The organism is Salibacterium sp. K-3 (genome assembly GCF_054052005.1).
Genome location: NZ_JBSVZE010000003.1, coordinates 53806 through 78156 on the forward strand (window position 1 = coordinate 53806; position 24351 = coordinate 78156).

The following is a 24351-nucleotide window of genomic DNA, read 5'->3' on the forward strand; positions in this document are numbered from 1 at the left end:
ATCCCTTCTATTTCCATGACTGGATCAGAGGGCGTCCGCTACGTCAGTTCCTCTTGTTTCCGGGCAGCCTCTTCCAATCCAACCGCTTCATAATATAATTCCAGCAGCTGGCTTGCGGCTTCCGACCAGCCCAGCTCGCCGATGTCTTTACGGGCGTTGGCTGCCAGCCGTTTCCGCAGGGTCTCATCTTCAAAACGACGGACGGTATCAACAAAATCACCGTCTTTCTCTGCATTATAGAGCAGACCGGTGCGTTCATCCTCTATCTGTTCACACGTCGGACCACTCCGTGCCGCCACGAGAGGAAGACCGGACGCCATCGCTTCCAGTATCACAAGACCAAGTGTCTCTGTCGTGGAAGGAAAGACAAAAACATCAGAAGAAGCATAAGCCTGTGCCAGTTCTTCTCCATGCATGAAACCGGTAAATACCGTCTTCGTGCCTTCAAAGTGCTTCTCCAGCGGTTCGCGGTGCGGACCGTCCCCGACAATGGCCAGAGAAAACTCATCCGATTCCTCCAGCACCGAGCGGAGCTTTTCGATTTCTTTTTCCGGCGCCAGCCGGCCCACATAAAGAAGCAGTTTATCCTCCGGCCTGCCGCCGGTCAACTTGTCCCGCATGCTGCTGCAGTAATTGCCGGGATGAAAGTTTTCCGTATCCACGCCCCGCTTCCATACATGTACGTTGTGAAATTCCCGGGATACCAGCTCATTCTGTACCGTCTGTGAGGTGCAGATGTTCAGGTCGGCCTGGTTATGCAGTTTGCGGAAATACCACCAGATAAGTCCCTTAAAAGGGGAAAGATGGTAATAATCCAGATACTGAGCCACATTGGTGTGATAGGATGCGACCAGCGGATAGCCGAGCTGGTGCGCATACTTCACCCCCGAGTATCCGAGAATCGCCGGGTTCACAACATGAACCACATCCGGATGATAGTCTGCCAGATATTCTTTAACGATACGATTAGGGAGGGCGAACTGTTTCGACCGGTAAAAAGGGAGCGTTCTCGCAGGAACTCCCTTAATCACCGCACCCTCAAACTCGTACACTCCAAGGTCAGGGGCAATAATCTGCACCTCATGACCCTGTTGATGGAGCCACCTGATACAGGCGGTCAGCCTGGTGACAATCCCATCTGTGGATGGTAAAAAAGTTTCCGTTACAATCGCGATCTTCAAGGAGGACACTCCCAGTTTCCTTATTTCCAGGATACACCCGGCAGCACATTTTCTTCGATGACCCGGTCTTTATGATGCATCACGGCTTTGAGAATGTCGCGGATGACTTCATCAGTCAACAGATGTGGTTCCAGGCCGAGATCTTTCAGTTTTGTGTTTTCCGCATGGAAATAATGGTCTTCAAGCTCCACTCTCGGGTTTTCGAGGTGTGCAATGTTGGTGTCGAAGCCTTCTTCCTGAGCGACTTTCTGTACCTTGTTCGCCAGGTCCAGAACGGAGAATTCTTCGGTAAACTGGTTAAATACCCGGAATTCCCCTTTATCCGCAGGATTTTCCGCTGCGATCTCGATGCAGCGCACTGTATCCTCGAGATTCAGGAAGCCTCGTGTCTGTCCGCCTTTTCCGTAAACCGTCAAGTCATGGCCGATGGTGGACTGAATGATGAACCGGTTCAATGCGGTGCCAAAAACTCCGTCATAATCCAGGCGGTTCGAAAGTACCGGATCCATCTTTGTTTCGTCTGTTTCCAGCCCATACACCACACCCTGGTTCAGATCGGTGGCACGGATGCCCCATATTTTGCACGTGAACATAATATTGTGGCTGTCATGCACCTTGGAAAGGTGATAGAAAGAGCCGGGCTGTTTCGGGTAAGGAAGCACATCTTTACGGCCTTTATGTTCCACTTCCAGATAGCCTTCCTCGATCGGGATATTCGGGGTGCCGTATTCTCCCATTGTACCCAGTTTAATAAGATGGCAATCCGGAACAACCTCCTTAATGCCGAAAAGCACATTCAGGTTGCCGACAACATTGTTCACCTGGGTGAACACAGCATGTTCACGGTCAATCATTGAATAAGGAGCGGAACGCTGCTCGGCAAAATGAACAAAGGCGTCCGGTTCTTCCGTAAGAAGCACCTGCTTCAGAAAGTCATAATGGTTCAGGTCGCCTTCGTATGTACGAATTTCCCTGCCGGTCAGTTCTTTCCATTTCTCCACACGTTCGGTCAGATCAGCAATCGGGGTAATCGAATTGGAATGAAGCTCGTCATCCCATTTTCTGCGGGCCATGTTATCAATGATTGAAACATCATGCCCCTGTCTGGATAAATAGAGGGCCGTAGGCCACCCGCAAAAACCGTCTCCTCCAGCTATGATAATATTCACGTCATAACCTCCACTCTCATCTTAATAGTCAATTGATATATGAAACGCCATATGAAATGGCAGATTCTTATACCTGCTGATGATACCAAAGAAAAGGTATCATGTTCCAGCCCTTTTCGCAAACGTTATCCGCCGTGCGGAAGTTCCTTTGACATTATAACATTTTCTTTCTCATTGTATGTGTCAAATTGAAATGAATATTTAATGAAATCAGTTTTTACAAAAATAAAATATTCTTTTACAGTTAAAAAACTTCCCCGCCGGAACGGGAAAGTCCTTCTTTTCTTCTGTATTAACCGCCGATATATTTCTGGTACAGCGTCCGGGCTCTGGCTTTGTCACTCTCGCCGTGAATGATCGTGCGTCCGTCCGCAAAAATAACGAAGCGTTTATCCTCCAGCTGCAGTACCAAAAGATGCGGATTCTCTTTTTGCACCCGGCTTTCATACCGATTCTTTAAATCGGGCAGGGATACATACTGCCGGGAGCCCGGGCGGACCTGGACGGCGTCCCGTCCGCAGAGAACTTCTGTCCTGGCACGGTTTTCATAGGCCAGAAACGGGTAATGAGCGCCCTCTCCACAGGAGGGGCAGTCTGGTTTTTTGAGCGAATCCACACGCAGCGCGGACCTTTCATTCGACCAGATATCAAACGACAACAGCGTCCCCCGCAGCTCATGCGGCTGCTCTGTTAAAAGCTTCATGGCCTCCGTCGTCTGGTGGGCACTGACCATCTGGACCGCGGGCGCTATGACACCGGTCGTGTCACAGGTTTCGCCGTCTAATGGGATATCTTCCATCAGACAATGCAGACACGGCGTCTCTCCCGGCAGGACGGTGTAGGTCAGCCCGTAGCTTCCCACACAAGCACCATATATCCAGGGAATCCCGTGTTTCTGGGAGAAATCATTCAACAGCATGCGGGTGTCGAAATTATCAAGCGCATCAATCATAACATCCACCGGCCCGATGGATTCCAGAAACGCTGGATCGGCTTCCCCGATGACAGCTTCGATCGTAATCTCCGAGTTCACCGCTTCCAGTCTTTCTTTCGCGGCTTCCGCCTTTGGCATCGGCAGGGCTGCGTCTGTTTCTGTATAAAGCTGCTGCCGGTTCAGATTGCTGTACTCCACATAATCCCGGTCGATGATCGTCAGACGTCCGGTTCCGGCACGTGCCAGTGTTTCTGCAGCTGCACTTCCAAGCGCCCCGGCGCCTACAATAAGCACATGTTTTTCTGCGAGCAGCTGCTGACCCTGCTTACCAATGCCTGAAAACATCGTCTGACGGGAATAGCGGTTTTCCATCACAGGCGGCTCAATCCCTCTGTCGGACTGCTTGCCTGCGCATAATATTTTTTATCTATCCGGCCGGCCTCATAACCAAGTCTGCCGGCTTCCAGGCCATACTTCATGGCTTCTGCCATCTTCACCGGGTTCTCTGCACCGGAGACCGCCGTATTTAACAGGATACCGTCTGCGCCGAGTTCCATCGCCTGGACCGCGTCTTTCGGACTGCCGATACCGGCATCCACAATGACAGGAACATCCGCCTGCTCTATAATATGGGACAAATTAAACGGATTGATAATGCCAAGGCCCGTGCCAATCGGAGAAGCACCCGGCATCACCGCATGCACCCCGAGGTCCTGAAGGCGTCTGGCCAGCACGACATCATCGGACATATACGCAAGAACTGTATACCCTTCTTCGAGCAGTGTTTCGGATGCTTTGATCGTTTCCACCGGATCCGGGAGCAGCGTTTTGTCACAGCCGATGACCTCCACCTTGATCATGTCGCACATATCAGCTGCGGCTGCAATATGAGCAATCCGGACTGCTTCTTCGGCTGTCTTCGCGCCTGCCGTGTTCGGAAGCAGACGAAATCCCTCCAGATCCATGCTTTCAAATGGATCGGGCTGGCTTGCATCAAATAAGTTCATTCTCCGGACCGCAAACGTCAACACTTCCGTTCCAGAAGCTTTCACCGCTTCTTTCTGTGTCTGGGCGTCCGCGTACTTGCCGGTCCCAAGAAACAACCGGGAGCTAAACGTATAACCGCCTATTTTCAACATGCTGTCATCCTCCTCCTACAAAATGGACAATCTCCAGTTTGTCTCCTTCTTCCACCGGTTCATTGTCATGTTCTTCTTTTTGGACGATGGTACCGTTGCGCTCCACGACTGTTTTTTTACCGCCAAGCTTCAGATGTTCCATCAAGCCGCTCACAGTGTTTCTTTCTTCGGGAATAGTGTGGTTGGTTCCATTAATAATCAGCTGCAACGATCTCTTCCTCCTTTCCACATACATGGCGCTGCGGCGAGAAAGCTGTCAGCCATTCCGTTTCCGCCGCGTCTCCTTCCAATACTTCCGCCATCCATTTTCCGGTTAAGGCGGATAACAATATACCGTTGCGGTAGTGACCCGCTGCCATCCATAATCCGTCAAACGCGGTCTGTCCGAGATAAGGTTTTCCATCCAGGGACTGCGGGCGTACTCCGCTCCAGGTTCGTTCCCAGGAAGCACGGCTGAGTCCGGGTACAAGACGGCAGGCTTTATGCAGAAGGGTCTGCACGGCTTCGGCACTTACCTCTTTTCCCATTTCCCCTTCACGCTCTGTGGCGCCGATAATAATCGAACCTCCGGGTTTGGGGACAATATAAAAATCCGAAGCGTGTACGGTTTTTTCGAGAATCGGTTCTCTCGAATGCAGCCCCACACACTCCCCTTTTACCGGAATGAGCGGAGGGAGCTGTCCGCCAAACGGAGGAATGAAGCGGGACCAGGCTCCGCCTGCCAGAACAATCTGATCGGCGTAGAAATACCCCTGCGGTGTTTCCACTCCTGTGACCCGGCTCCCGTCGAGGATGAAGCGCAGCACCGGCGTATACTCATAAAAATCAGCCCCTTCCCGGACAGCTGCCCCTGCATACGCTCTTGTCAGTTCCGGAGCTTTCACCTGCCCGTCGCCGTAGATATATAAAGCGCCGAAATGGCCTTCAGCAACACTTTTGTCCACGGCTTTCACCTGTTCCGGCTCCAGCCATTCCACCTGCTCGCCGGCCTGCTTCTGAAAATAATACATCTGTTCAAGTCTGCTTTTTTCCGCGGGTGTATCTGCCACTTTGAGCATCCCGTTACAGACATAGGAAACAGCGGTCCCTGACTTTTCTTCGAGCTCCGGGATCAGATCCGGAAACATATCCCGGCTCTGCCTGGCAAATTCGAAAAACGGGCTGTATTCTTTCATTTCAGACTGGGCACCAAGCATGCCGGCCGCTGCGCTGGAAGCTTCCGCCCCGGTTGTCGTTTTCTCCAGCACCGCCGTCCGTCTGTTCCGTGATGCGGTTTGATATGCAATGGAACTGCCGTTAATGCCCCCGCCGATCACAAGTACATCATACGTTTTTCTCATGCTATGCCTCCCTTGGGTAAAACAGCCCGAAAAGCCTCTGCCGCCGCTTTCGGATCATGTGCCTCATACACGCCGGACATAACCGCCGCACCGGTTGCGCCGTAGTCCAGACACCATCCCGCGTTATCCGGGGTGATGCCTCCAATCGCTATCACCGGGATCGAAACGGCTGCTGCTGTCTGTTTGAGGGCGTTCAGCCCTCTGCCCGGATCATTCGGCTTGCTGCCGGTCTCAAAAACATGACCGAAAAAAAGGTAATCCGCCCCTTCTCTTTCTTTTTGGACGGCTGCCTCTGCATCGTGAATCGAGGACCCTTTTTTTCCCGGAAAGGTTACGTGGTCCGGTATCGGTCTGGGTTCCGGCAGGTGAACGGCCGCCAGTTCCATTTCCTTCACCAGCTCCGGATGGTCGTTCAGAATAATACGTGTGCGCGGCACGCCTTCCTCTTCCAGTTTCTGGACAGCCAGGCGGATCTGCGCGGCATCCCATGTTTTTTCGCGGATATGAATATAGTCTGTCTCCCGGTAAATCCGGGTTGTGATATCCAACCACTGCCGAAACGGCTGCCGGCCTGTTGAAATAATATGGAGCATTCGTACGGAAAGCCCCTTTCTTTATGACAATAATAAACAGTAAAAAACCGCTTCCCTTATGAAGGAAAGCGGTGTTGGATTTCAGTGTCCCGACATCCCACTTTCCTCCGCTGGAATCATCCAGGTCAGGTTCCAAGGGTTTTAAAGGTTTACTTTAATCTCAGCCCTTCTCGAGGGCACCCCCAGTGGTGCTGCATTATTCGTTTTTTTAGAAACGTATTGGAATTTATATTCATCATAAGCGAACTTTCAGTCCGCTGTCAACCGGGTTTTTCGCTTCAGGACACTACTCCTCTGCTGTGATCGTAGTGTTTTCGTGCTCGTGGAGTCCTTCTTCATTTTCCGCATGAAGGGTCAGTGTATAATCACCAGCTGCTTCGAAAATGTGCGTACCTGTATAGACGCCGTCCCCGGTTTCTTCCGTCTCCAGCCATACGACAGAACCTTCTCCTTCCGATTCTATTTCGTATCTGACATCAGCACCTGTCAACGCCTCTCCTTCATGCTGTACGGCAAATGTCAGATCCGATGGTTCTCCCACTACAGCAGGTTCGGACTGATACGTTATATTGAACGGCTCACTGCCTTCTCCGGCAGCACTTTCATCCGATTCGCTGCTGTTCGTTTCCGGATTTCCCACCGTCACATCTGCGGTCGGCATATTGTGCATATCTCTTGCCGTAACGTGAGCGGTAACATGATATAGAGCCTCTTCCTCAAACGTATACGAAATGGAATAGCGGTTGTCTTCTCTATTTTCGGACAGAATTTCCTCACTGTCGGATTTGGATCCGTCTTTCCAGATTTCAAAACGAACTTCATCCGCATCGCTCACTGCTTCATTTCCCTGTGTGACGGAAGCTGCAAGCTCCACTTCTTCTCCGGGCTCCGGTTTTTCAGGCATGTCCGTTTCCACCTCGATCGCTGCCAGTTCTGTCTCTTCTCCTCCGGACGTATCTCCTTGATCCTGCGCCTGACCGCAGGCACTGAGCATGAGCACAAACAGCAGGAGAGCCGCAACGGTATATAAACCTTTCATCTCGTCCACCACCTTTTTATTCCATTATACATCAATTCAGCGGGACCTTTCTTCCTGCCTTCTTGACAATTTGTTTACACTCCGAACAGGGACAGCAAAACCCACAGGGACGGTACACTACACAGCGTTGTCACCAGTGTAATGCTTGATACCATATTTGGACTGGAATTAAACTGTACCGAAATCATCGCAATCGTGGCGGCGGTCGGCATCGCAGCCGAAACGATGAGAACCGCGCTCAGTGTCGGTCCGGTCTGCAGCACAAGAGTGAGCAGAAACGCCGCGGCCGGAGAAATAACGAGGCGGAGAGCCGTACCGATACCAACCAGTTTCCAGTCCAGAGCGGATACGGAAATCTTCGCCAGCTGCATGCCGAGCACAATCATGACGACAGGAATCGCGGCGTCAGCAAGCATATTCACGGCATCCATGTACGATTCTGTTATTTCCAATTGTACAGCCTGACACAGTACTCCGACAATGAGCGCATGAAAAACAGGCATCTTCAGCACGACCCGGAACGCATCCCCGGCTGACAGGCTGCTGCGGTTGGCTATGTAAACCCCGATAGTGCTCATGAACAAGGCCTGAATGACCATAAATATAATCGAATAGGAAAAAGCCGTATCACCAAAGGCGAAAAGAACGAGCGGAGCTCCGTAGTTTCCGGAATTCATAAATGTTGTTGCCAGTGTCATCCCGCTCGTTTTTTCGGTATCCCATTTCATGAACATAGCGAGCAGTTTATTAAGAAGCAGCATGACAATGAGAAACAAAATCGTGAATAAAACGATGCGGAATAAATCCGCATCTGGTTCCGTCGTATAAAAGGTGCGGAAAACAAGGGCAGGATTTAATATGTAAAGCGCTACAGCGGAGACAGATCCCACCTCCAGGATCTGCTTTCTCTGAAGCAGATAACCCGCCGCAAAAATCAGAATGATAGGCACAAGAACGTTCAGAAACACAGACATAACAATGACCACCTTTACTCTCCGGGAATCATCTCCTCTTTCAGACTTTCAGCATCTGACGGAGTTTCTTTTTTTCTTTTCTCGAAACAAGAATGTATAAAAAATCACCCTTCTGCACTTGTGTTTCTCCATATGGTGTGATCAGTTCATCGTCACGGACAATCGCACTTATGAGAACAGAATCCGGAAAATCAATATCCTGCAGTTTCTTCCCGACAATGGACGTTTTTTCATCGGTCTGAAATTCGATGATTTCCGCATTGGCCCGCCCGATCGATATTAATTCAAGGGAATGGGTCGGGGTTTCTTTTTTCGGACCGGAAAGCCCCAGTTTATTAGACATATAGGAAAGCGTGGAACCTTGAATCAAAGCAGATGTCAATACGATAAAAAATACTACATTAAAAATCATGGCGCCGTTTTCTACATCCGCGACAATCGCAAATGTCGCAAGGACGATCGGCACCGCTCCGCGCAGCCCCGCCCAGGAAAGGAAAAGTTTTTCTTTCCATTGATATTTCATCCCCATTAGTGACAGGAACGAAGCAGCCGGTCTCGCTGCAAAAATAAGAACCGCCGACAGCAGCAGGCCGCTGCCCATCACATTCGGGGACAGAATCTGTTCAGGGAAAGCCAGCAGACCGAGAATTATAAACATAAGGATCTGGGCCATCCATGCAAATCCTTCATTAAATCGGAAAATCGAATGCCGGTAGGTCAGTTCCGAGTTACCGATGACCAGCGCTGCAACATATACCGCAAGAAAACCGCTTGCCTGGGAAAGAGAGGCCACACTATAAATTAACAGGGCAAAGGAAAGTGCAAAGATAGGATAAAGACCGCTGGAATCAAGATTAATGCGGTTGATCGACGCCGAGGCAGCTTTTCCGAGAACAAGGCCGACGACAAGACCGATCCCCATCTGCCAGAAAAAAGACCCGATTAACAACCAGTAATTCGGCTGATCCACAATAATTAATTCAACAAAAAGAAGCGTCAAAAACACAGCCATCGGATCATTCGTGCCGGATTCCGCCTCCATCGTGGCTGCAATTTTTGTTTTTATGTTTCTTTCCTTCAACGAAGCAAACACCGCAGCAGCATCGGTTGAACCGACAATGGCACCAAGAAGAAGAGCCTCCAGCCATGTCAGATCAACGACATACCATGCCGCTGTGCCGACAATAAACGAGGTGATCAGCACCCCGAATGTAGCCAGGCTAAGGGAAGGGCCGATCACGGGTTTGATGACGGACCATTTTGTCTGAAGGCCGCCTTCAAACAGGATGATGACAAGCGCGATAACGCCCACCAGCCGGGCCTGTTCAGCATTATCAAAATAAATAATACCGAGGCCGTCACTTCCAATGAGCATCCCGACCAGAATAAACAGGATCAGCGAAGGCATCCCAAGCCTCGCAGAAAATTTCGTTACTGTTACGCCTACGATTAAAAGCAGCGCAGACAGCAGCACAAATGAATCAATATTGAAACCCCCGGCAAACATACGTGATCTCCTCTCCCACACCTGAACATGTTATTATAATGGTATCATATCTTTTCCAACCGTCTCACTTGAAAGGAGCTGCCGTAATGACCGAATTCACCCACCTCAATGAACAGGACCGTGCCAGAATGGTCGATGTTTCCGAAAAAGAGGAAAGTACAAGAACGGCCCGGGCACGCTCGGGCATCACGATTTCCAAAGAAGCCTATAGACAGATGGAAGAAGGAACCAACAAAAAGGGAAATGTGCTCGCGGTTGCGCAGGTTGCCGGTATCACAGGAGCAAAAAAAACATCCGACTGGATTCCGATGTGCCACCCGCTGCCGATCAAGGGCGCCGACATTTCTTTTGAATGGGAAAAAGCCGGCGGAGACACATACCATCTTCTTATTACCGCCGAAGTAAAAGTAAAGGGAAACACAGGGGTGGAAATGGAAGCTCTTACCGCAGCCTCCGCCGCAGCCCTTACAGTATATGATATGTGTAAATCGACCGGTAAAGACATGACGATCGGACCAACCTGGCTGCTCGAGAAAACCGGCGGAAAAAGCGGGGACTATCAAAGAGAACAGCACCGCACATGAAAAAGCCGGCGGAACAGGTAGTACCTGTTCCGCCGGCTTTTCGATTACCCGATCACACCATAACCGAGAAGTACAATAACAATCAAAAGGATAATCAAAAGACCCACAAGGCCTCCACGGGACTGTCCGCGTTTTTTTCCTGCCACCGTTACCTCCATGAGGGCAATGGCAATCAGAGCAAGTACTCCCTTTAACAGATAAAGAAGCGGGAAGCCGTAGGAAACCAGCATACCGATGCCTGAGAGCAGCATGATAACAGCAAACAGGCGCATAATCATCAGCGTCACTTTCTGTTTCGGTGCAAAGTAGCTGATGAGAAAGAAAATCACGAGCAGAAACCATGATCCTTCATGGGCTCCTTGCAGCATATTCATCATATAATGTCCGTCTCCTTTGTATGTAATACTCTATCCCTAATATATAGGACGAATCGTCACACCGCAAGCTTTACGGGTAATCTTCACCGATCGTTAAGAAATCAGTTTAAGACCGGCGGCTGCGGCAATAATAATTGCGATACAGCTGATCCGGAACGTGTCTTTGGGCTCGCCGTACCACATCATGCCGAGAACAGCTCCTCCTGCGGTACCGATCCCTGTCCACACCGCATAAGCGGTCCCCATCGGCAATGTCTGCATGGCGAGCGACAAAAGCATAAAGCTGATTCCGAAACTGCCGATCAGATACAGGAGCGCTGCCGCACTTTCATCACGGTGAAGCTTATTGATCATCGTAACACCCGTCATTTCGAAAATGCCGGCAGCTGCCAGATACACCCAGGCCATCAAGCATCCTCCGTTTCCGTATTATCTTCCGCTGTTTTCAACCCGATAATGCCGGCAAGCAGAATTCCGATCAAGAGCAGCTTAAGCGCGTCCACAGGTTCCTGGAAGAAAACCATGCCGCTCATCACTGTACCGGCTGTGCCAAGCCCGGCGAACACTGCATACGCTGTTCCCACGGGGAGCGTTTTCCCGGCAGCAATAAGAAGATGAAAGCTGATATACATACATACTGCTGTCAACACCCATTCTCCGGCCGTTCCTGCATATTTCAGCCCGATCACCCAGCCGATCTCAAAAACCGCTGCCGTTATAACGATCAGCCATTTCACGTTGTTCACCCCAAACTCCGTTTGTACCGTGTAGAGACTGCAGTATAATCCCTGTTTGTATTATAGACGCAGACCACTGCTTTGTCTAAAAATTGGATGCCTCCCTCCCTCATAAATTCTTTTCACTTCCGTATGCTAAAAAGGCCGGCCTGCTCTGTTCTTCAGCAGCAGTATCCGGTCAGAGAGTTGGAAAATTTAAAAGCATGGGGGCCATTCATCATGGGTATTTTAGGCGGACATCCACAGGACGAACCGATGCATTACGGGGAAATTTTCGGCGCATGGTCATATCTAAACGGTGTCAAAGGTATCATTTCGGGTTATGAAACCTGGATGAACCATACAGGCGACGCTGATTTATTCAAACTGCTGGAAAGCATCGTCGATCAGGCAAAAAGAGAAGAAACAGAAATCGAAGAGCTTTTAAAATCAAACGGGACCACTCTTCCACCGTCTCCGCCGGAGCGGGCTTACTCCGATATGGACAGCATCCCGGCGGGAGCACGGTTTAATGATGCGGAAATATCCGCTGCCGTTTCCAGAGATATCACCAGCGGCATGATGGCCTGCAGCCAAATGATCGGCCAGTCTCTCCGGGAAGATATCGCCATGTTGTTTGACCGGTATCATACCACCAAAGTCCAGACAGGAGCGAAACTGCTGCAGATGAATAAAGACAAAGGGTGGCTTGTCGTACCGCCGCTCCAGACAGAAGGACCGGTAACGGTTTAAGAACCAGGCTTGGCAAAACGAAACAACTTCAAAAGACGGAGCTCGGGTAAAAAGGCCCTGCTCCGTCTTCTCACGTCGTATAACTCTTGGTTACAATTGACCAAGGAGAGTCATTATTAAGAGGGCTGCTAATATCCTATACTGGTCACAGCTCCTTTGTATAATGTAAGCCGATGCGCCCTTTTTATCTCAAATCTCCATAATCAAGAAAATGGTCCAACGGAAAAATCTCCACGTCATTTTCGTCAATTGATTTCACCACCAGATATTCTGGTTCATCACTCACTTCCTTATGGCTGTAAACCTGACCACCTTGTTCTTTCGCGTTCATACTGCCGATTGAAATGACCTCGTTATTCTGGGTGTGAACTTGTGCTTCAGGGTTATCTTTATTTAAATTTTCCACAAAGACATAAACTTCTCCGCTTACATCATTCACCCAGACGTAACCTCGTGAACCTGTACCCACAGCAGAAGTTGACGTGTACAAATTTGTCCCCGGCTCATGGAGAAATGAAAGCGTGGAAGTTCCCGGAATACTATTTTCTTGTTCTGTATTCAATAACGGAGGCAGGGCGGTAGCAATACAGAGTATTGCTGCGGCAAGTACAGTACCACCACGTCGTTTTTTATCTGTTGATCCGCACTTGCGGCTGATTGTTTTCTGAAAAATGGTGTGTTTTACATTTTCAGATGGTTTCCTCCAATCTTTTTCCGAATCTTCCAGCAGATGGTTCCATTCCATCACGCATTGAGAGCAGTCCGGGCATGTTTGCAGGTGGTTTCGAACCTGTTTGTGGCTTGCTTCAGAGAGACCGCCCAACGCATAATCCACAAGTATCTGCTCTTGATAATGCTTACACGTCATACTTATCCTTATCCTTCCCTCTTGATCGTTCCTCAAACCATTGTTTCCGGAGACCACGCAATCCCTGGCGCACCCAGGATTTTACCGTTCCCAAAGGCTTGTTCAGCTTTTCGGAAAGCTGAGCGTGAGACTGGTCATAGAGGTAATTTCCGATAACCGCTTGTCTCTGTCGTTCCGGAAGCTTGGAGAGAAATGTTTTCGTCTTTTCCCATTCGATTCTGCGGAGGACATCCTCTTCCAGCTGTTCCTTTGATTCTATCTCTATTTCATCCTTGACTGTTTCCTCCTTTTTCCGAAGACGATCGAGACAGCGTGAACGGGTTTTTACTGCCACCCAGGCACGAACCGATCCACGTTGTCCATCATACTGACCAGGAGTCTGAAATATCTCAATAAAGACTTCTTGAACGACATCTTCTGCATCTTTTTCATTTTTTAATAATTTCAGCGCTATCGTATAAGCAATTGGTGAGTAGGTCTCATAAAAAAGAACAAATCGTTCTTCGGTTTTATCAGCCATTTTTAGAAATGCATCAGCCGTATCTGGATCATACCTCACTTTGAAACTCCTTTGTCTTTATATCTTTTATCTTTAAGTTTAATCAAAAAGCATAATCCATAGCAAAAAATTTTTTAATATCTTCATCCAATCAAACTTTTCCTGCGTATGAAGAACAGACAATGATGAAGGAGGTTGTTCTTTATGCTAAAAAAATTTGTCATGCTTATTTTCAGCATGGGCATCATTCTCTTCGCTTCCCACCCCCCCGCGGTTCAGGCTGTGAACGGATTTGAACTGTATAGTCCTTTTTCGGGTATTGCAGTTACACCCGGAGAAACTATCAACTATGATATGCAGGTCATGAACGACACCGGTGCCATCCAAACAGCAGATCTTTCTGTTCAGGGACTGCCGGAAGGATGGTCCTACACATTGACCGCGGGTGGATTTCAATTGAATGAGCTTACGGTTCAACCGGGCTCCCCGCAGTCTTTTGCACTCGAACTGGAAGTTCCGCTTGAGGTGGAAAAAGGTACGTATAACTTTGAAGTGCAGGCAGCCAATGCAGACGGCCCAAGTGACACGATTTCGCTTTCAGTAACAGTCCAGGAGGAAGGCGTATATCAGACAGAATTCTCCAGCGAACAGCCGAATTTAGAAGGAGATTCAGAAACAGAATTCACTTATCAAGCCAACCTCCGCAACCGCACGGCGGAAGAACAGGTCTATGCCATGGAAGCGTCAGCCCCGGAAGGATGGTCGGTACAGTATGAATCAAACGGAGAAAGTGTATCTTCCGTATCGGTGCCATCCAATCAGGAAAAAACAGTCACCGTAACTGCCACACCCCCGAATCAGATTGAAGCTGGAAATTATTCTTTTGATGTAACCGCCTCCGCCGGCGGAACTTCCGCCTCGCAGACATTTGAAGCCAGCATTACAGGGCAGTACGGCATGGAATTGTCAACGCCTTCCGGTCAACTCAATACGACACTGAATATCGGGGGAAGCCGGACCATCGACCTTGTCGTAAAAAATACCGGCACTATCCCTATCCAGGAGCAGACTTTATCTGCACAGGCGCCGCCAAATTGGGATATTTCGTTTGATCCTTCTTCCATCCCGGCCATTGAACCCGGCAGTCAGGCAACCGTTCAAGCTGAGATTAACGCAAGCGGCAACGCTATTGCGGGCGATTATGTATCCACAATAACTGCAGAAGGTGCTCAGGTCAGTGACAGTATCGATCTGCGTATGTCTGTACAGAAAACAGGAGTATGGGGATGGATCAGTGCAGCTATTATTGTCCTGACTGCAGCAGGCATCTACTTCATCATCCGCCGTTATGGGAGGAGATAATGATGAACCATTCGATTGTTCAAATCGAAGAGTTAAACAAAAGCTATGGTTCCACTACCGCTGTAAAGAATTTGAACTTAAATATTGAACGAGGAGAGATCTTCGGACTTCTTGGACCAAATGGCGCCGGAAAATCGACCACCATTCTATCCATGCTTGGTTTAACATCCATTGACTCCGGAACGATCAAAGTAGGCGGGTTCTATTCCCAGATAGAGCCGATACGTGTAAAAAGGATTACCGGCTATCTCCCGGATCAAGTTGGTTTCTATGAAGACATGACCGGAATCGAGAATCTACTTTTCACCGCCCGTCTGAATCACCTTTCAGAAAAACAGGCCCGGGACAATGCAGAATCACTGCTCCAACAAGTCTATTTGGACTATGCCAAAGATGCGAAAGTCAAAACCTATTCGAGAGGAATGAAACAGCGTCTGGGGCTTGCCGATATTTTAATGAAGGATCCGGATATTATTATCATGGACGAGCCAACTCTTGGCATTGACCCAAAAGGGGTACAGGAATTATTAGCGCTGATACGGAACCTCCGGGAGGAAAAACAGTTAACAGTCCTTTTGTCCTCCCATCACTTGGAACAGGTTCAATCCATCTGCGACCGGGTTGGACTGTTTATGAACGGATCCCTTTTTGCCTCTGGAACAATTGAAGAATTGAGTCATGAATTATTCGACCAGACAGATGTTTCATTTGATATCATTTTTGATCGTTCTCTTTCCTCAGAAGACCGCGAAAAACTGAAAGAACTTTCGGAAGGATACGTACAATTTGAAACGAATTCCCGCATTACGCTTCCCATTGAATTTGAACATGTTTTTCTGGAATGGGTTTCCCGACGCGCGCTCACTCTGCGGCAATTCAACAAACAAGGCTATGAACTTCAGGATATTTATGATCGGTATTTCACAGAAGAGAGGGGGAGCTGAATGAAAAACGTATTGCTGAAAGACAGAGAGGAATCAACATGGCAGCCTTTTATCGTTCTCGTAAAAAAAGAACTGGCCGATCACATCCGCAGCTTTCGTTTTATTGTTCTTTTTGCGCTCGTGTTTTTGATATGCGCGGGTTCTCTATACGTCGTCCTTTCCAATATTCGTGAGGCGGCTGCTGATTTGGATCCTGGTACAGCAACGTTGTTTTTGAAAATTTTTACGTTGTCAAGCGGAAACCTCCCGCCTTATTTTGCCCTGCTGGGGCTTATCGGTCCTCTTATCGGTATCACGCTTGGTTTTGATGCTATTAATGCAGAAATGAACAAGCGTACATTAAGTCGTATTCTGGCTCAACCAATTCCCAGAGATGCGGTTATCAATGCCAAGTTCTTTGCTGCTGTACTTGTTGTATCCATTATGTCCAGTATTCTCAGCCTGTTGATGATCGGCTTTGGCATCTGGTTTATAGGCATTCCTCCAAGCTTCGAAGAATTCCTGCGCATTTTGATTTTCACTGTGATTACCATTATCTACATTGCTTTCTGGATCAATGTATCCATCATCTTTTCAACCTTGTTCAGACAGCCGGCCACTTCTGCCTTGACATGTATCGCTATTTGGTTGTTCTTTTCCGTGTTTTACACGATCATTCTGCAGCTGTTCAGCGGATCAAACGCTGAAGGGAGTCCATCCGCATGGACATCTATATTCAGCCGGCTGTCACCAAACCAGATTTACAGCAACATCACGTCGGTGTTACTAACTCCGGAAATCCGTTCGACCGGACCGCTATCCATGAGCCAGGTTGCTGGTTCCATTCCGACACCATTGCCGCTGCAGCAAAGCTTGCTGGTTATCTGGCCACATCTGACAACGTTAATTGCCGGCACGTTTATCTGCTTCGGTATCGCTTATTTATTATTTGTACGGAAAGAAATCCGATCTTGACCCACAAGGGCCGCACCGCTATCCCCCCTGCGGAAAGCGGTCCTCATTTTCGGTTACTCCCCCTGGGACTGAAAAGAAAATTCCGTTTTTCCGTTGCTCCATACGAGCGCAGCATTAAATGGTCGTTTACCCTGAAAACCCTCAATGACCGGGGTTTTTCCTTTTTCACATAACGCCCGGATATGGGCTTTGGTAATGGTTTTTCCAAGAATGGTCCGGTTGAATGTCTGCCTGCAGCCATTGCTGTATTCCGTGCAGCCGTAAAAGGATTTCCGCAGGACAATGCTTCCTTTCCCGCAGGAAGGGCACGCTGCAATCGGCGCCACACTGCGGCGTTTCCCTGTTCCTTTTTTCGGCGCCGGCAGGCCGCTTTCGGGGATCTGCACGTTTTCCACTTCCTGCGCTGCCGTATCCACCAGTTTTTTTGTAAAAGCGGCCGTGTTATCGATAAATGTCTGTTTTTCTGCCTCTCCTTCTCCGATTTTACGCAGAAAGAGCTCCCATTTGGCGGTCATTTCCGGTTTGGACAATAATGAACCCTGCACCGCCTCGCAGAGAATCTCCCCTTTTTTGGTGACATGTACGACATTTTTCTGAACCTTGATATATTCCTGGCGGATCAATGTTTTAATAATACCACTGCGGGTGGCTTCCGTACCAAGCCCCTCTACTTCCTGCAGCGCGGCTTTTGCTTTTTCATCTTCTTCCACCAGCTTTCCGCACGTTTTCATCATATTGATCAGATTGCCTTCCGTGTAGGGTTTCGGCGGCTTTGTCATATCTTTTTCAATCTGCACGGATGCTTTGGCCTGCATTTCTTTTTCAACCGGCGGCAGTTCCGGAAGCTGCTGTTTGGAAGAGGTGCTCCCGCTGTCGAATAAGGTTTTCCAGCCCCGTTGTTTGTCCACTTTTCCCTTGCTGTAAAACAACAGACCTTTCACATCCGTCGTAACCACAGTCTCTTCGTACACATAATCCTGATGAAACATGGCGAGTACACTTTTTACGATTTCGGTATATATATTCTTCTGTTCTGTCGTCAACTTCTGCATGACGGCGTCTGTTGGAACTTTTTTGGTCGGAATGACAGCATGGTGCTCCTTTACCTTGCTATCATCGACAAAACGTTTTTTGGCACGCGGCTCTTCGGCGTGAAAATCGTCTCCGGTGATCTGCTGCCATGCCGAAATGTTCTGTTTGACATAGGCGTATTCGCTGTTCGTAATATGCTGAGTGTCGGTTCTCGGGTATGTGACAAGTTTCAGCGGTTCATCATACAGGCTCTGCACAATCTCGAGTGTTCGGGACGGACTGTATTTATACTTTTTATTTGCGAGTGTCTGCAGACTGGAGAGAGAATGAAGCATCGGTGGTTTGATCCGTTTTTCCTTTACATCGACCGCTTCAATGCTTCCTTTTTCTTCTGAACCGATGCTATGCGCGCTCAGCGTTTTTTCCGCTTCTTCCTGCGTTCCGTATGTTTTGTTCGTTTTTCCCTTATAGGACCCTGCTTTTGTTTCAAAGGAAGCCTTGATCTCATAATAAGGCTCCGGGACGAACTGTTCGATTTCCTTCTGGCGGTCGTAAATCAATTTCAAGGTCGGAGTCTGCACCCGTCCGACACTGAATACGTGGTTCAACCCTTTGTTTTTTAGCAGCAACGTGTAGAGCCGGCTGGCGTTCATGCCGACGACCCAGTCTGAAATCTGGCGCGCCTGCGCTTCCTGATACAACGGATGAAATACTTTTCCGTCCCGCAGGCGTTCAAACCCTTTTCTCACTTCCTCTTTTTCAAGGCTGTTAATCCAGAGCCGCTGCTGCGGTTTATCAGATACTCCGGCCTCCTGGATAATGCTCTGTGCGATATTTTCCCCTTCCCGGTCACAATCGGTGGCAACGACAATATAATCCGCCTGTTTCAGAAGGCGGCGCACAATCTGAAACTGCTTTTTCGTTTTCTGTGAAGGACGGAATTCAAACGTCTGCGGGAGCATCGGCAGATGATTCAGGCTCCAGCGTTTCCATGATGCTTCGTATTCCGCCGGGCTTTTCAGTTCGATCAGGTGGCCGATTCCCCAGGTCAGCACCGCTCCTTCCGGAAAAGCCGGACAGGCGGGAATGGTCATATACCCTTCTTTTTTCTGCCCTTTCGGGAACGCAGCGGCGTATGCTTTGGCCTGACTTGGTTTCTCTGCCAGAATCACCGGCATGGCAGACAGCTCCTTCCTCGTTGATATCGAATGTATGTTCTTTTCAGTATAGAGGATATCGTTCTTTTTTGAAATGCTTTCTCTTATCGCAGACAGAAAAAAATGATAGACTTTTATGGGAAACATGAGAGATGGAGGTCATACCTGTGAGTCAGTTAAAAAAAGCAGGGTACGAATATTACCATTTAAAAGATAAAATACATTATCCGGGGATCAATGAGGATCTCCTGGAACTGCAGCATGCGTTCGACAATCTGCCTGCGGATGAATACGCCCCTCATCTAAACCGGTACCGGCGTTACGCCAGAGCTCTTGTGATGCCCGGCACGCATGAGATAACGTGGCTTCCGGAAACCCATATCGACGGAAAGGCTTACTACGAATACTTTCAGGGAAGTTTTAATCCGGAATATACGGGCGAATACCGGCGCTTTCCTTCGCTGGAGCAGCGTTCGATGAAAAACAGGCTGCTGCAGGAAATGATCCGTTTTGATTTCAGGGAAACCTTCTGGATGCGGGAAGATGCATTGATGCCGTTTCATGCAGGTGTGCATTTTGTGAAGCTGAGAGTGGAAAAGCAAGGAGATGTGGCAGTGTCTTCCCCTAATACGCTGCATCAGGACGGCGAACCCTTTACGTTCGCCCATTTGATCCGGCGCAGCAATATTTCCGGAGCCATGAATGCCATATCATTTCCCCGGCACAAAGGGAAAATGCCTGAGGATGTTCCGGAACGTGATATCCAGGAGTCGTTTTACCTTGAGGAGCCGCTGGAGTCTTACAGTGTCTATGATCCGCTTGTCACCCATTTTGTCGGGGACGTGGAGAAAGGAACCGGAGACGGTCCCGGGGAACGCTCGGCGGTGCTGATCGATTTTCAGCCGACGGTAATAGCAGACCCCGATCAGCTGCGTAGCATGCAGGGCAGCACAGATGCCATGATTTACGTATAGAAAGGCGCGCACTGTTTAGTTCACCGAGGTCAGTGCCACCAGCTCATAATGCAGTGTCGTCCTGCCGGTCCCCCATTCCACTTTTGTAATGACCGCTGTGCCAAACGGCGGTCTCCCTTCTTCAGTCTGTATATCCACCGCCGTATCCAGCGGATAAAGGTGGTACCCATCTTTCACGAGACGAAAAGATCGTTCTCCCAACCGTTCAGAATGCTTGTGCGTAATGATTTCCCAGTTCATTTCAATGGAAAATCCCATAGCCGGTTTCCTCCCTTCCTGAATGTTTCATCTTACGTTATGATTCGACATTCCCGGAACAAATCCTTCTATAACAAAAAATATCCAAGTGCCGTTCGGCTGCGCCAAACAGGAGAGCAAACGGAAGATTCCAGAGTGTGAGATGGTACGAACCTGCAGATAAGGCTCGACGAGCAGTCCCTGCAGGCTGATGGTTACGAGTGGATGGACAACGGCACAGGCGAGCAGCTGAAATTCCGAGAAGCCACGGAAGGAGATGCAAATAGGAGACACTGGTAATGCCGGATGACCAGGCCATATAGATAGACTTCAATCGGATTCCATCCATTCACGCTGGCAAAAGAACGGAGCATAGACTGCACAGCGAAACGATGAAACTCCTGAAAATTGAGTAGGAGGGGGTGACTAACCCCCGTCCTCTCTCACCACCGAGCGTACGGGGCCGTACTCGGCGGTTTCATGAAAATCAAACGTTAAATCAACGATTTTAACCCCAGACGACGCCAATAGGCGTCGTTTAATGTATGGTGGAGGATTGGACTGCAGGCCACCCGCCAGTATCCTTTTCTGGTATTTCCCCATTCATAGGCTTTAGCGGGTGATACCCCCAGTCCACGCAATTTCCTCTTTCTCGTTCTCGGTGTTTTCCACTCTTTCCATTGGATCATACGGAGTCTCCGGCGTATCCATTCCATCATTCTTCGGAATGGCGTTGGCGTTTCTGCCAGAGCGAAGTAGTTCCTCCACCCGACAAGAAACTGGTTCAGTCTCTTTATACGGTCGTCCATGGAAATGCTCCAGCGTCGGGACGTAATCATTCGGATGCGGTCTTTGGCCCGTTCCAGTGATTGTCGATGAATCCGGATTTTCGAATTCCCTTTGGAAGAAGCGGTGAAGCTGAATCCCAGAAACTTTCGTTTCCAGGGTCGGTCCACCGCACTTTTCGTTTGGTTCACCTTCAACCTCATCGTTTTCTCCAGGAACCGGGTCATCTTCCGGAAAATGCGTTCCGCCGCTTTTCGGGAGCCGGCGTAAATCTGGCAGTCGTCGGCGTATCGCACGAAGCGTATGCCGCGTTTCTCCATTTCTTTGTCCCATTCATCCAATACAATGTTGGAGAGGAGGGGACTTAACGGACTTCCCTGCGGTGTTCCCATTCTATTTGATTGGACAACACCTTGATCCATCATACCGGCTTGTAGGTATTTCCGGATGATTCGGAGGATCCGTCCATCTTGGATCCGGTGGCTCAAGGTCCGCATCAGGCGGTCGTGGTTGACGGTATCAAAGAATTTCTCCAGGTCAATGTCAACCACCCATGTATATCCTTCGTTGATATACTGTTTCGCCTTTCGAACGGCATCATGAGCCCGCCGGCCCGGACGGAATCCGTAACTGTGTTCCGAGAACGCAGGGTCATAAATCGGTTGAAGATAAAGGTTTAAAGCCTGCTGGATCAGGCGATCCATGACCGTCGGGATACCCAGCTTCCGTTGCCCTCCGTCCGGTTTCGGGATTTTGACATGGCGGATTGGGGACGGTTGATAGGTTCCTGACAATAAAGCCTCGTGTATGTTGGTCCACTCTTCGGAGATCTGAGGTTTCAGTTCCGTCGTGTCCCTGCCATCCACGCCGGCTGTTCCTTTGTTTTGGATCACCTTGAGATAAGCTTGATTTAAGTTGTCACGATGTAAGACATCTTCCAACATAGGTTTCAAACCTCCACGTGGCTCTTTCCATCCTTTGTGTGGCCTTCTCCTCCACGCTCGCTGAGCCCTCCGGGAATTCCCCCTTCTTTCTCAGAAAGCTGCTATGTTCTGTGTCCTCGAAGAAGACGTACGCAGGGAAAAGAGCTCTCTTTTCATGATTCGGCCCTTCCCATATGTCCTAGTACCACATGGTACTATGGCCGAAGCTGACTTCTGATCGTTCAGCAGTTCCTCGTGAAACTGGTTACCGCAGGTGTACGGCGTTCCGATCAGACCTCCCCGGGTAAGCGCACAACCTTCCTCTCCATATACCCGCCTCATTTACTAACCTTCTCTTTGGTCGTTCGGGCTTCGGCCTGTTTCGCAGCCTCATCCAAGAAGATTAGCCTCCTATGAGATTCGTGTTCCTCGGGTCGGAGATTTGCCTTCGGCTTCCTTCAGATTCCACCTCGCGATGGACACCCTTGCCTTTAGCTAACGGCTACAACGACCTTCGCCGTTCGGGACTTCAACCCTATAGCTTGTGCGCATGCCGGGCACACAAAAAAGAGCACTCCGCTACCGCGCAGTACTCTTTCGTTCTAACTTCATGAACCGGTATATTTTTCGACATCATTTCCCGGGAAATATATAAAGGACGACCGGTTTTTAACACCCCTGCAAAGCATCCTTTATCGGCACGTTTCCTGAAGACAGCTCAAACGTCTTGTTCACAGCGTGTGCTTCTGTCAACACAGCAGCCATAACCCCGGCTGTATCCTCTCTGGAAACGCTCCGGCCTTCTCTGTTATCAAAACGTTCTTTTATTTCGACCAGCCCTGTGCCTGCTTCGGAGGTGAGAGAGCCTGTTCTTATGATCGTGTAATTCAGGCCGCTTCCCGCGAGATGGGCATCTGCCGTTCCTTTTGCTTCCAGATAATATTTGTCGGGACCAGATGGGTCATCCGCTCCAATACTGCTCAACATAATGAAGTGCCGGACCCCTTGGGCCCTGGATGCATCGATCAGCTTTTTGGCGCCGACCTGATCCACTGCAAGCGTCTTTTCAGGGCCGGTTTTGGAACCCGAGCCGGCGGCAAACAGAACGGCATCCATACCTTTCGGCGCTTTTGACACATTGTTTTCCAGATCCGCCGTTACAATGTGATCCGCTCCCAGTTCCCTCATCCTTCCTGCCTGATGATAATCACGAACCATGGCGTGGACTTCAAGCTCCGGATGTTCAGCAAGGATTCTGACCAGAAGCTGGCCTGTTTGCCCATGGGCGCCGGCGACCAAAACCTTCATCCCTGATCCCCTCCTCGTTTTTTCCTTCTATTACCCTCATTTTACCACACACCAAACCTTACATGGCATCTCCGTGGTGGTGAAAACGCGGCTTCTTTTTTCCAGGCCTGAATTTCCGCCCGGTGGAAAAGACCGAGAGAAGAATCGAGGAAAAAACAAGCAGGATACCTGCGCTCTGCCAGCCTGACAGCTGATCACCGAAAACAAGGATGCCTACGATAATCCCGACAATCGGTTCAATGGTCGCAAGGATGGCGGCATGACTCGATTCAATATATTTTAATCCGGCGGTATATAACACATACGCCAGAATCGTGGAAATCAGTACACTGCCGACGGCATACACCCAGACCATCGGTTCCGTGAAAGGGGCAAGGTTCTGTTCAATGCCGCTGACCGGCAGCAGAAACAGGCCCCCGCTCATCATCGAATAAGCTGTAATGGTAATCGAATGGTATTTGCGGCTTACAAATTTGCCGATGATGCTGTAGAGCGCACAAAAAAACCCGGAAGCCAGCCCAAACAAGACGACCGCATAGGTTATATTCATGGAACCGAGCGGAAAAAAACCGGCTACAAGACTGCATCCGGCTGTCGTGAGAAGTACGGCTCCGACTTTATTCGCTGTAATGGGTTCATGAAAGACAAATCGTGACATCAAGGCTACAAATACCGGGCTGGTGTAAAGCAGGACTACGGCCACAGATAAGGATGCCTGCTCCATCACCGTGAAATAACACCAGTTAAACAGGGCAATGCTGACCACCCCGAGCCCTATGAAATATGGGATATCCCGCAGGTGTATTTTCAGAAGATAAGGACGGATGACCCCGATCAGGACAAACATGATAACCATCGACAAGGTCATCCGTATGGTAACCACTTCAAGCGGGGAGAAGCCGAATGTATATAAATTCTGAACAAACAGCCCGGTCACTCCCCAGAAAGAAGCACCGAGTATCGTTATTCCATAGGCAGCAGCAGGTTTCATCCTATCACCT

The 24351-nt window shown here is 49.3% G+C and carries 26 protein-coding genes, 1 pseudogene and 1 riboswitch; of the genes and pseudogenes, 6 read left to right on the forward strand and 21 right to left on the reverse strand.

The genetic code is table 11. The features are described 5' to 3' along the window. Window positions 1-38 precede the first annotated feature (38 nt). The 10 genes from ACW9JV_RS15885 to ACW9JV_RS15930 form a co-directional block, all read right to left on the reverse strand. Window positions 39-1181: a glycosyltransferase family 4 protein gene (locus tag ACW9JV_RS15885; RefSeq protein ID WP_457336199.1), complete on the reverse strand. Its 1143-nt coding sequence runs from the start codon at window positions 1179-1181 to the stop codon at window positions 39-41. A gap of 20 nt (window positions 1182-1201) precedes the next feature. After that, window positions 1202-2350 carry an NAD-dependent epimerase/dehydratase family protein gene (locus tag ACW9JV_RS15890; RefSeq protein WP_457336201.1) on the reverse strand — a complete coding sequence of 383 codons (1149 nt, stop codon included), beginning with the start codon at window positions 2348-2350 and terminating at the stop codon, window positions 1202-1204. A gap of 292 nt (window positions 2351-2642) precedes the next feature. Next, window positions 2643-3656, reverse strand: coding sequence for a ThiF family adenylyltransferase (locus ACW9JV_RS15895; RefSeq protein WP_457337219.1), 1014 nt, complete (start codon window positions 3654-3656; stop codon window positions 2643-2645). Further along, window positions 3656-4423, reverse strand: a complete 768-nt coding sequence (locus ACW9JV_RS15900) for a thiazole synthase (protein WP_457336203.1) — start codon at window positions 4421-4423, stop codon at window positions 3656-3658. Before ACW9JV_RS15900 ends, ACW9JV_RS15895 begins: the two co-directional genes overlap by 1 nt. Window positions 4424-4427: 4 nt before the next feature. Continuing rightward, the gene (gene thiS / locus ACW9JV_RS15905; protein ID WP_457336205.1) at window positions 4428-4631 is read right to left on the reverse strand and encodes a sulfur carrier protein ThiS; all 204 of its coding nucleotides are present in this window, start codon (window positions 4629-4631) and stop codon (window positions 4428-4430) included. Beyond that, complete coding sequence (gene thiO, locus ACW9JV_RS15910; protein ID WP_457336207.1) at window positions 4615-5763, reverse strand: glycine oxidase ThiO; 1149 nt, start codon at window positions 5761-5763, stop codon at window positions 4615-4617. The genes thiS and thiO overlap by 17 nt, the downstream gene beginning before the upstream one ends. Then, the gene (locus ACW9JV_RS15915) at window positions 5760-6356 is read right to left on the reverse strand and encodes a thiamine phosphate synthase (protein ID WP_457336209.1); all 597 of its coding nucleotides are present in this window, start codon (window positions 6354-6356) and stop codon (window positions 5760-5762) included. The genes thiO and ACW9JV_RS15915 overlap by 4 nt, the downstream gene beginning before the upstream one ends. A gap of 85 nt (window positions 6357-6441) precedes the next feature. Beyond that, a riboswitch (TPP riboswitch) is annotated at window positions 6442-6550 on the reverse strand. 92 nt (window positions 6551-6642) lie between these two features. Then, window positions 6643-7395 (reverse strand): FixH family protein, encoded by a 753-nt coding sequence (locus ACW9JV_RS15920; RefSeq protein WP_457336211.1) that lies wholly within the window; start codon window positions 7393-7395, stop codon window positions 6643-6645. Between the two features lie 74 nt (window positions 7396-7469). Continuing rightward, complete coding sequence (locus ACW9JV_RS15925) at window positions 7470-8369, reverse strand: AEC family transporter (protein ID WP_457336213.1); 900 nt, start codon at window positions 8367-8369, stop codon at window positions 7470-7472. A gap of 40 nt (window positions 8370-8409) precedes the next feature. Further along, entirely contained in the window at window positions 8410-9876 is a 1467-nt protein-coding gene (locus tag ACW9JV_RS15930) for a potassium/proton antiporter (protein WP_457336215.1), read from the reverse strand. Window positions 9877-9962: 86 nt separating this feature from the next. On the opposite strand from ACW9JV_RS15930, the gene moaC reads away from it, so the two are divergent. Beyond that, on the forward strand, window positions 9963-10460 hold the full coding sequence (moaC, locus tag ACW9JV_RS15935) for a cyclic pyranopterin monophosphate synthase MoaC (RefSeq protein WP_457336217.1): 498 nt from the start codon (window positions 9963-9965) through the stop codon (window positions 10458-10460). Between the two features lie 44 nt (window positions 10461-10504). Here the strand turns inward: moaC and ACW9JV_RS15940 are convergent, their stop codons facing one another. The 3 genes from ACW9JV_RS15940 to ACW9JV_RS15950 form a co-directional block, all read right to left on the reverse strand. Further along, entirely contained in the window at window positions 10505-10837 is a 333-nt protein-coding gene (locus ACW9JV_RS15940; RefSeq protein ID WP_457336219.1) for a DUF1516 family protein, read from the reverse strand. A 93-nt stretch (window positions 10838-10930) separates the two neighbouring features. Beyond that, a complete protein-coding gene (locus tag ACW9JV_RS15945; RefSeq protein WP_457336222.1) occupies window positions 10931-11245 on the reverse strand; it encodes a DMT family transporter in 315 nt (104 codons plus the stop codon). Then, window positions 11245-11583, reverse strand: a complete 339-nt coding sequence (locus tag ACW9JV_RS15950; protein ID WP_457336224.1) for a DMT family transporter — start codon at window positions 11581-11583, stop codon at window positions 11245-11247. The genes ACW9JV_RS15945 and ACW9JV_RS15950 overlap by 1 nt, the downstream gene beginning before the upstream one ends. Window positions 11584-11793: 210 nt before the next feature. On the opposite strand from ACW9JV_RS15950, the gene ACW9JV_RS15955 reads away from it, so the two are divergent. Continuing rightward, window positions 11794-12306 carry a DUF3231 family protein gene (locus ACW9JV_RS15955; protein WP_457336226.1) on the forward strand — a complete coding sequence of 171 codons (513 nt, stop codon included), beginning with the start codon at window positions 11794-11796 and terminating at the stop codon, window positions 12304-12306. Window positions 12307-12490: 184 nt separating this feature from the next. Here the strand turns inward: ACW9JV_RS15955 and ACW9JV_RS15960 are convergent, their stop codons facing one another. The 3 genes and pseudogenes from ACW9JV_RS15960 to ACW9JV_RS15970 form a co-directional block, all read right to left on the reverse strand. Beyond that, window positions 12491-13054, reverse strand: coding sequence for a hypothetical protein (locus ACW9JV_RS15960; protein ID WP_457337265.1), 564 nt, complete (start codon window positions 13052-13054; stop codon window positions 12491-12493). 21 nt (window positions 13055-13075) lie between these two features. Then, window positions 13076-13174, reverse strand: a pseudogene (locus ACW9JV_RS15965) (hypothetical protein); the annotation flags it as partial. After that, the gene (locus ACW9JV_RS15970) at window positions 13164-13733 is read right to left on the reverse strand and encodes an RNA polymerase sigma factor (protein ID WP_457336228.1); all 570 of its coding nucleotides are present in this window, start codon (window positions 13731-13733) and stop codon (window positions 13164-13166) included. The gene ACW9JV_RS15970 and the pseudogene ACW9JV_RS15965, both read right to left, overlap by 11 nt. Window positions 13734-13877: 144 nt before the next feature. On the opposite strand from ACW9JV_RS15970, the gene ACW9JV_RS15975 reads away from it, so the two are divergent. The 3 genes from ACW9JV_RS15975 to ACW9JV_RS15985 are packed head-to-tail and all read left to right on the forward strand — an operon-like array spanning window position 13878 to window position 16933. Then, window positions 13878-15035, forward strand: a complete 1158-nt coding sequence (locus ACW9JV_RS15975; RefSeq protein WP_457336229.1) for a COG1470 family protein — start codon at window positions 13878-13880, stop codon at window positions 15033-15035. A 2-nt stretch (window positions 15036-15037) separates the two neighbouring features. Beyond that, window positions 15038-15979 carry an ABC transporter ATP-binding protein gene (locus tag ACW9JV_RS15980; protein ID WP_457336231.1) on the forward strand — a complete coding sequence of 314 codons (942 nt, stop codon included), beginning with the start codon at window positions 15038-15040 and terminating at the stop codon, window positions 15977-15979. Beyond that, window positions 15980-16933, forward strand: a complete 954-nt coding sequence (locus tag ACW9JV_RS15985; protein ID WP_457336233.1) for an ABC transporter permease — start codon at window positions 15980-15982, stop codon at window positions 16931-16933. Between the two features lie 53 nt (window positions 16934-16986). Here the strand turns inward: ACW9JV_RS15985 and ACW9JV_RS15990 are convergent, their stop codons facing one another. Beyond that, window positions 16987-19143 carry a DNA topoisomerase 3 gene (locus ACW9JV_RS15990; RefSeq protein WP_457336235.1) on the reverse strand — a complete coding sequence of 719 codons (2157 nt, stop codon included), beginning with the start codon at window positions 19141-19143 and terminating at the stop codon, window positions 16987-16989. A gap of 146 nt (window positions 19144-19289) precedes the next feature. On the opposite strand from ACW9JV_RS15990, the gene ACW9JV_RS15995 reads away from it, so the two are divergent. After that, window positions 19290-20096 (forward strand): 2OG-Fe dioxygenase family protein, encoded by an 807-nt coding sequence (locus tag ACW9JV_RS15995; protein ID WP_457336237.1) that lies wholly within the window; start codon window positions 19290-19292, stop codon window positions 20094-20096. A gap of 15 nt (window positions 20097-20111) precedes the next feature. On the opposite strand, the gene ACW9JV_RS16000 is transcribed toward ACW9JV_RS15995, so the two are convergent. The 4 genes from ACW9JV_RS16000 to ACW9JV_RS16015 all read right to left on the reverse strand — a co-directional run bounded on the left by ACW9JV_RS16000 (window position 20112) and on the right by ACW9JV_RS16015 (window position 24341). After that, window positions 20112-20354, reverse strand: coding sequence for a DUF2584 family protein (locus ACW9JV_RS16000; protein WP_457336241.1), 243 nt, complete (start codon window positions 20352-20354; stop codon window positions 20112-20114). 473 nt (window positions 20355-20827) lie between these two features. Further along, the gene (gene ltrA / locus ACW9JV_RS16005; RefSeq protein ID WP_457336243.1) at window positions 20828-22063 is read right to left on the reverse strand and encodes a group II intron reverse transcriptase/maturase; all 1236 of its coding nucleotides are present in this window, start codon (window positions 22061-22063) and stop codon (window positions 20828-20830) included. A 648-nt stretch (window positions 22064-22711) separates the two neighbouring features. Then, a complete protein-coding gene (locus tag ACW9JV_RS16010; protein WP_457336245.1) occupies window positions 22712-23350 on the reverse strand; it encodes an SDR family oxidoreductase in 639 nt (212 codons plus the stop codon). A gap of 58 nt (window positions 23351-23408) precedes the next feature. Continuing rightward, a complete protein-coding gene (locus tag ACW9JV_RS16015) occupies window positions 23409-24341 on the reverse strand; it encodes a DMT family transporter (RefSeq protein ID WP_457336247.1) in 933 nt (310 codons plus the stop codon). Window positions 24342-24351: the final 10 nt, after the last annotated feature.

Coding starts and splice junctions, on each gene's coding strand:
- ACW9JV_RS15915 (WP_457336209.1), bottom strand. CDS start 6,356: ATGCTCCATATTATTTCAACAGGCCGGCAGCCGTTTCGGCAGTGGTTG.
- moaC (WP_457336217.1), top strand. CDS start 9,963: ATGACCGAATTCACCCACCTCAATGAACAGGACCGTGCCAGAATGGTC.
- ACW9JV_RS15940 (WP_457336219.1), bottom strand. CDS start 10,837: ATGATGAATATGCTGCAAGGAGCCCATGAAGGATCATGGTTTCTGCTC.
- ACW9JV_RS16010 (WP_457336245.1), bottom strand. CDS start 23,350: ATGAAGGTTTTGGTCGCCGGCGCCCATGGGCAAACAGGCCAGCTTCTG.
- ACW9JV_RS15895 (WP_457337219.1), bottom strand. CDS start 3,656: ATGGAAAACCGCTATTCCCGTCAGACGATGTTTTCAGGCATTGGTAAG.
- ACW9JV_RS15985 (WP_457336233.1), top strand. CDS start 15,980: ATGAAAAACGTATTGCTGAAAGACAGAGAGGAATCAACATGGCAGCCT.
- ACW9JV_RS15975 (WP_457336229.1), top strand. CDS start 13,878: ATGCTAAAAAAATTTGTCATGCTTATTTTCAGCATGGGCATCATTCTC.
- ACW9JV_RS15945 (WP_457336222.1), bottom strand. CDS start 11,245: ATGGCCTGGGTGTATCTGGCAGCTGCCGGCATTTTCGAAATGACGGGT.
- thiO (WP_457336207.1), bottom strand. CDS start 5,763: ATGAGAAAAACGTATGATGTACTTGTGATCGGCGGGGGCATTAACGGC.
- ACW9JV_RS16015 (WP_457336247.1), bottom strand. CDS start 24,341: ATGAAACCTGCTGCTGCCTATGGAATAACGATACTCGGTGCTTCTTTC.
- ACW9JV_RS15930 (WP_457336215.1), bottom strand. CDS start 9,876: ATGTTTGCCGGGGGTTTCAATATTGATTCATTTGTGCTGCTGTCTGCG.
- ACW9JV_RS15920 (WP_457336211.1), bottom strand. CDS start 7,395: ATGAAAGGTTTATATACCGTTGCGGCTCTCCTGCTGTTTGTGCTCATG.
- ACW9JV_RS15990 (WP_457336235.1), bottom strand. CDS start 19,143: ATGCCGGTGATTCTGGCAGAGAAACCAAGTCAGGCCAAAGCATACGCC.
- ACW9JV_RS15900 (WP_457336203.1), bottom strand. CDS start 4,423: ATGTTGAAAATAGGCGGTTATACGTTTAGCTCCCGGTTGTTTCTTGGG.
- ltrA (WP_457336243.1), bottom strand. CDS start 22,063: ATGTTGGAAGATGTCTTACATCGTGACAACTTAAATCAAGCTTATCTC.
- ACW9JV_RS15955 (WP_457336226.1), top strand. CDS start 11,794: ATGGGTATTTTAGGCGGACATCCACAGGACGAACCGATGCATTACGGG.
- ACW9JV_RS15925 (WP_457336213.1), bottom strand. CDS start 8,369: ATGTCTGTGTTTCTGAACGTTCTTGTGCCTATCATTCTGATTTTTGCG.
- ACW9JV_RS16000 (WP_457336241.1), bottom strand. CDS start 20,354: ATGGGATTTTCCATTGAAATGAACTGGGAAATCATTACGCACAAGCAT.
- ACW9JV_RS15980 (WP_457336231.1), top strand. CDS start 15,038: ATGAACCATTCGATTGTTCAAATCGAAGAGTTAAACAAAAGCTATGGT.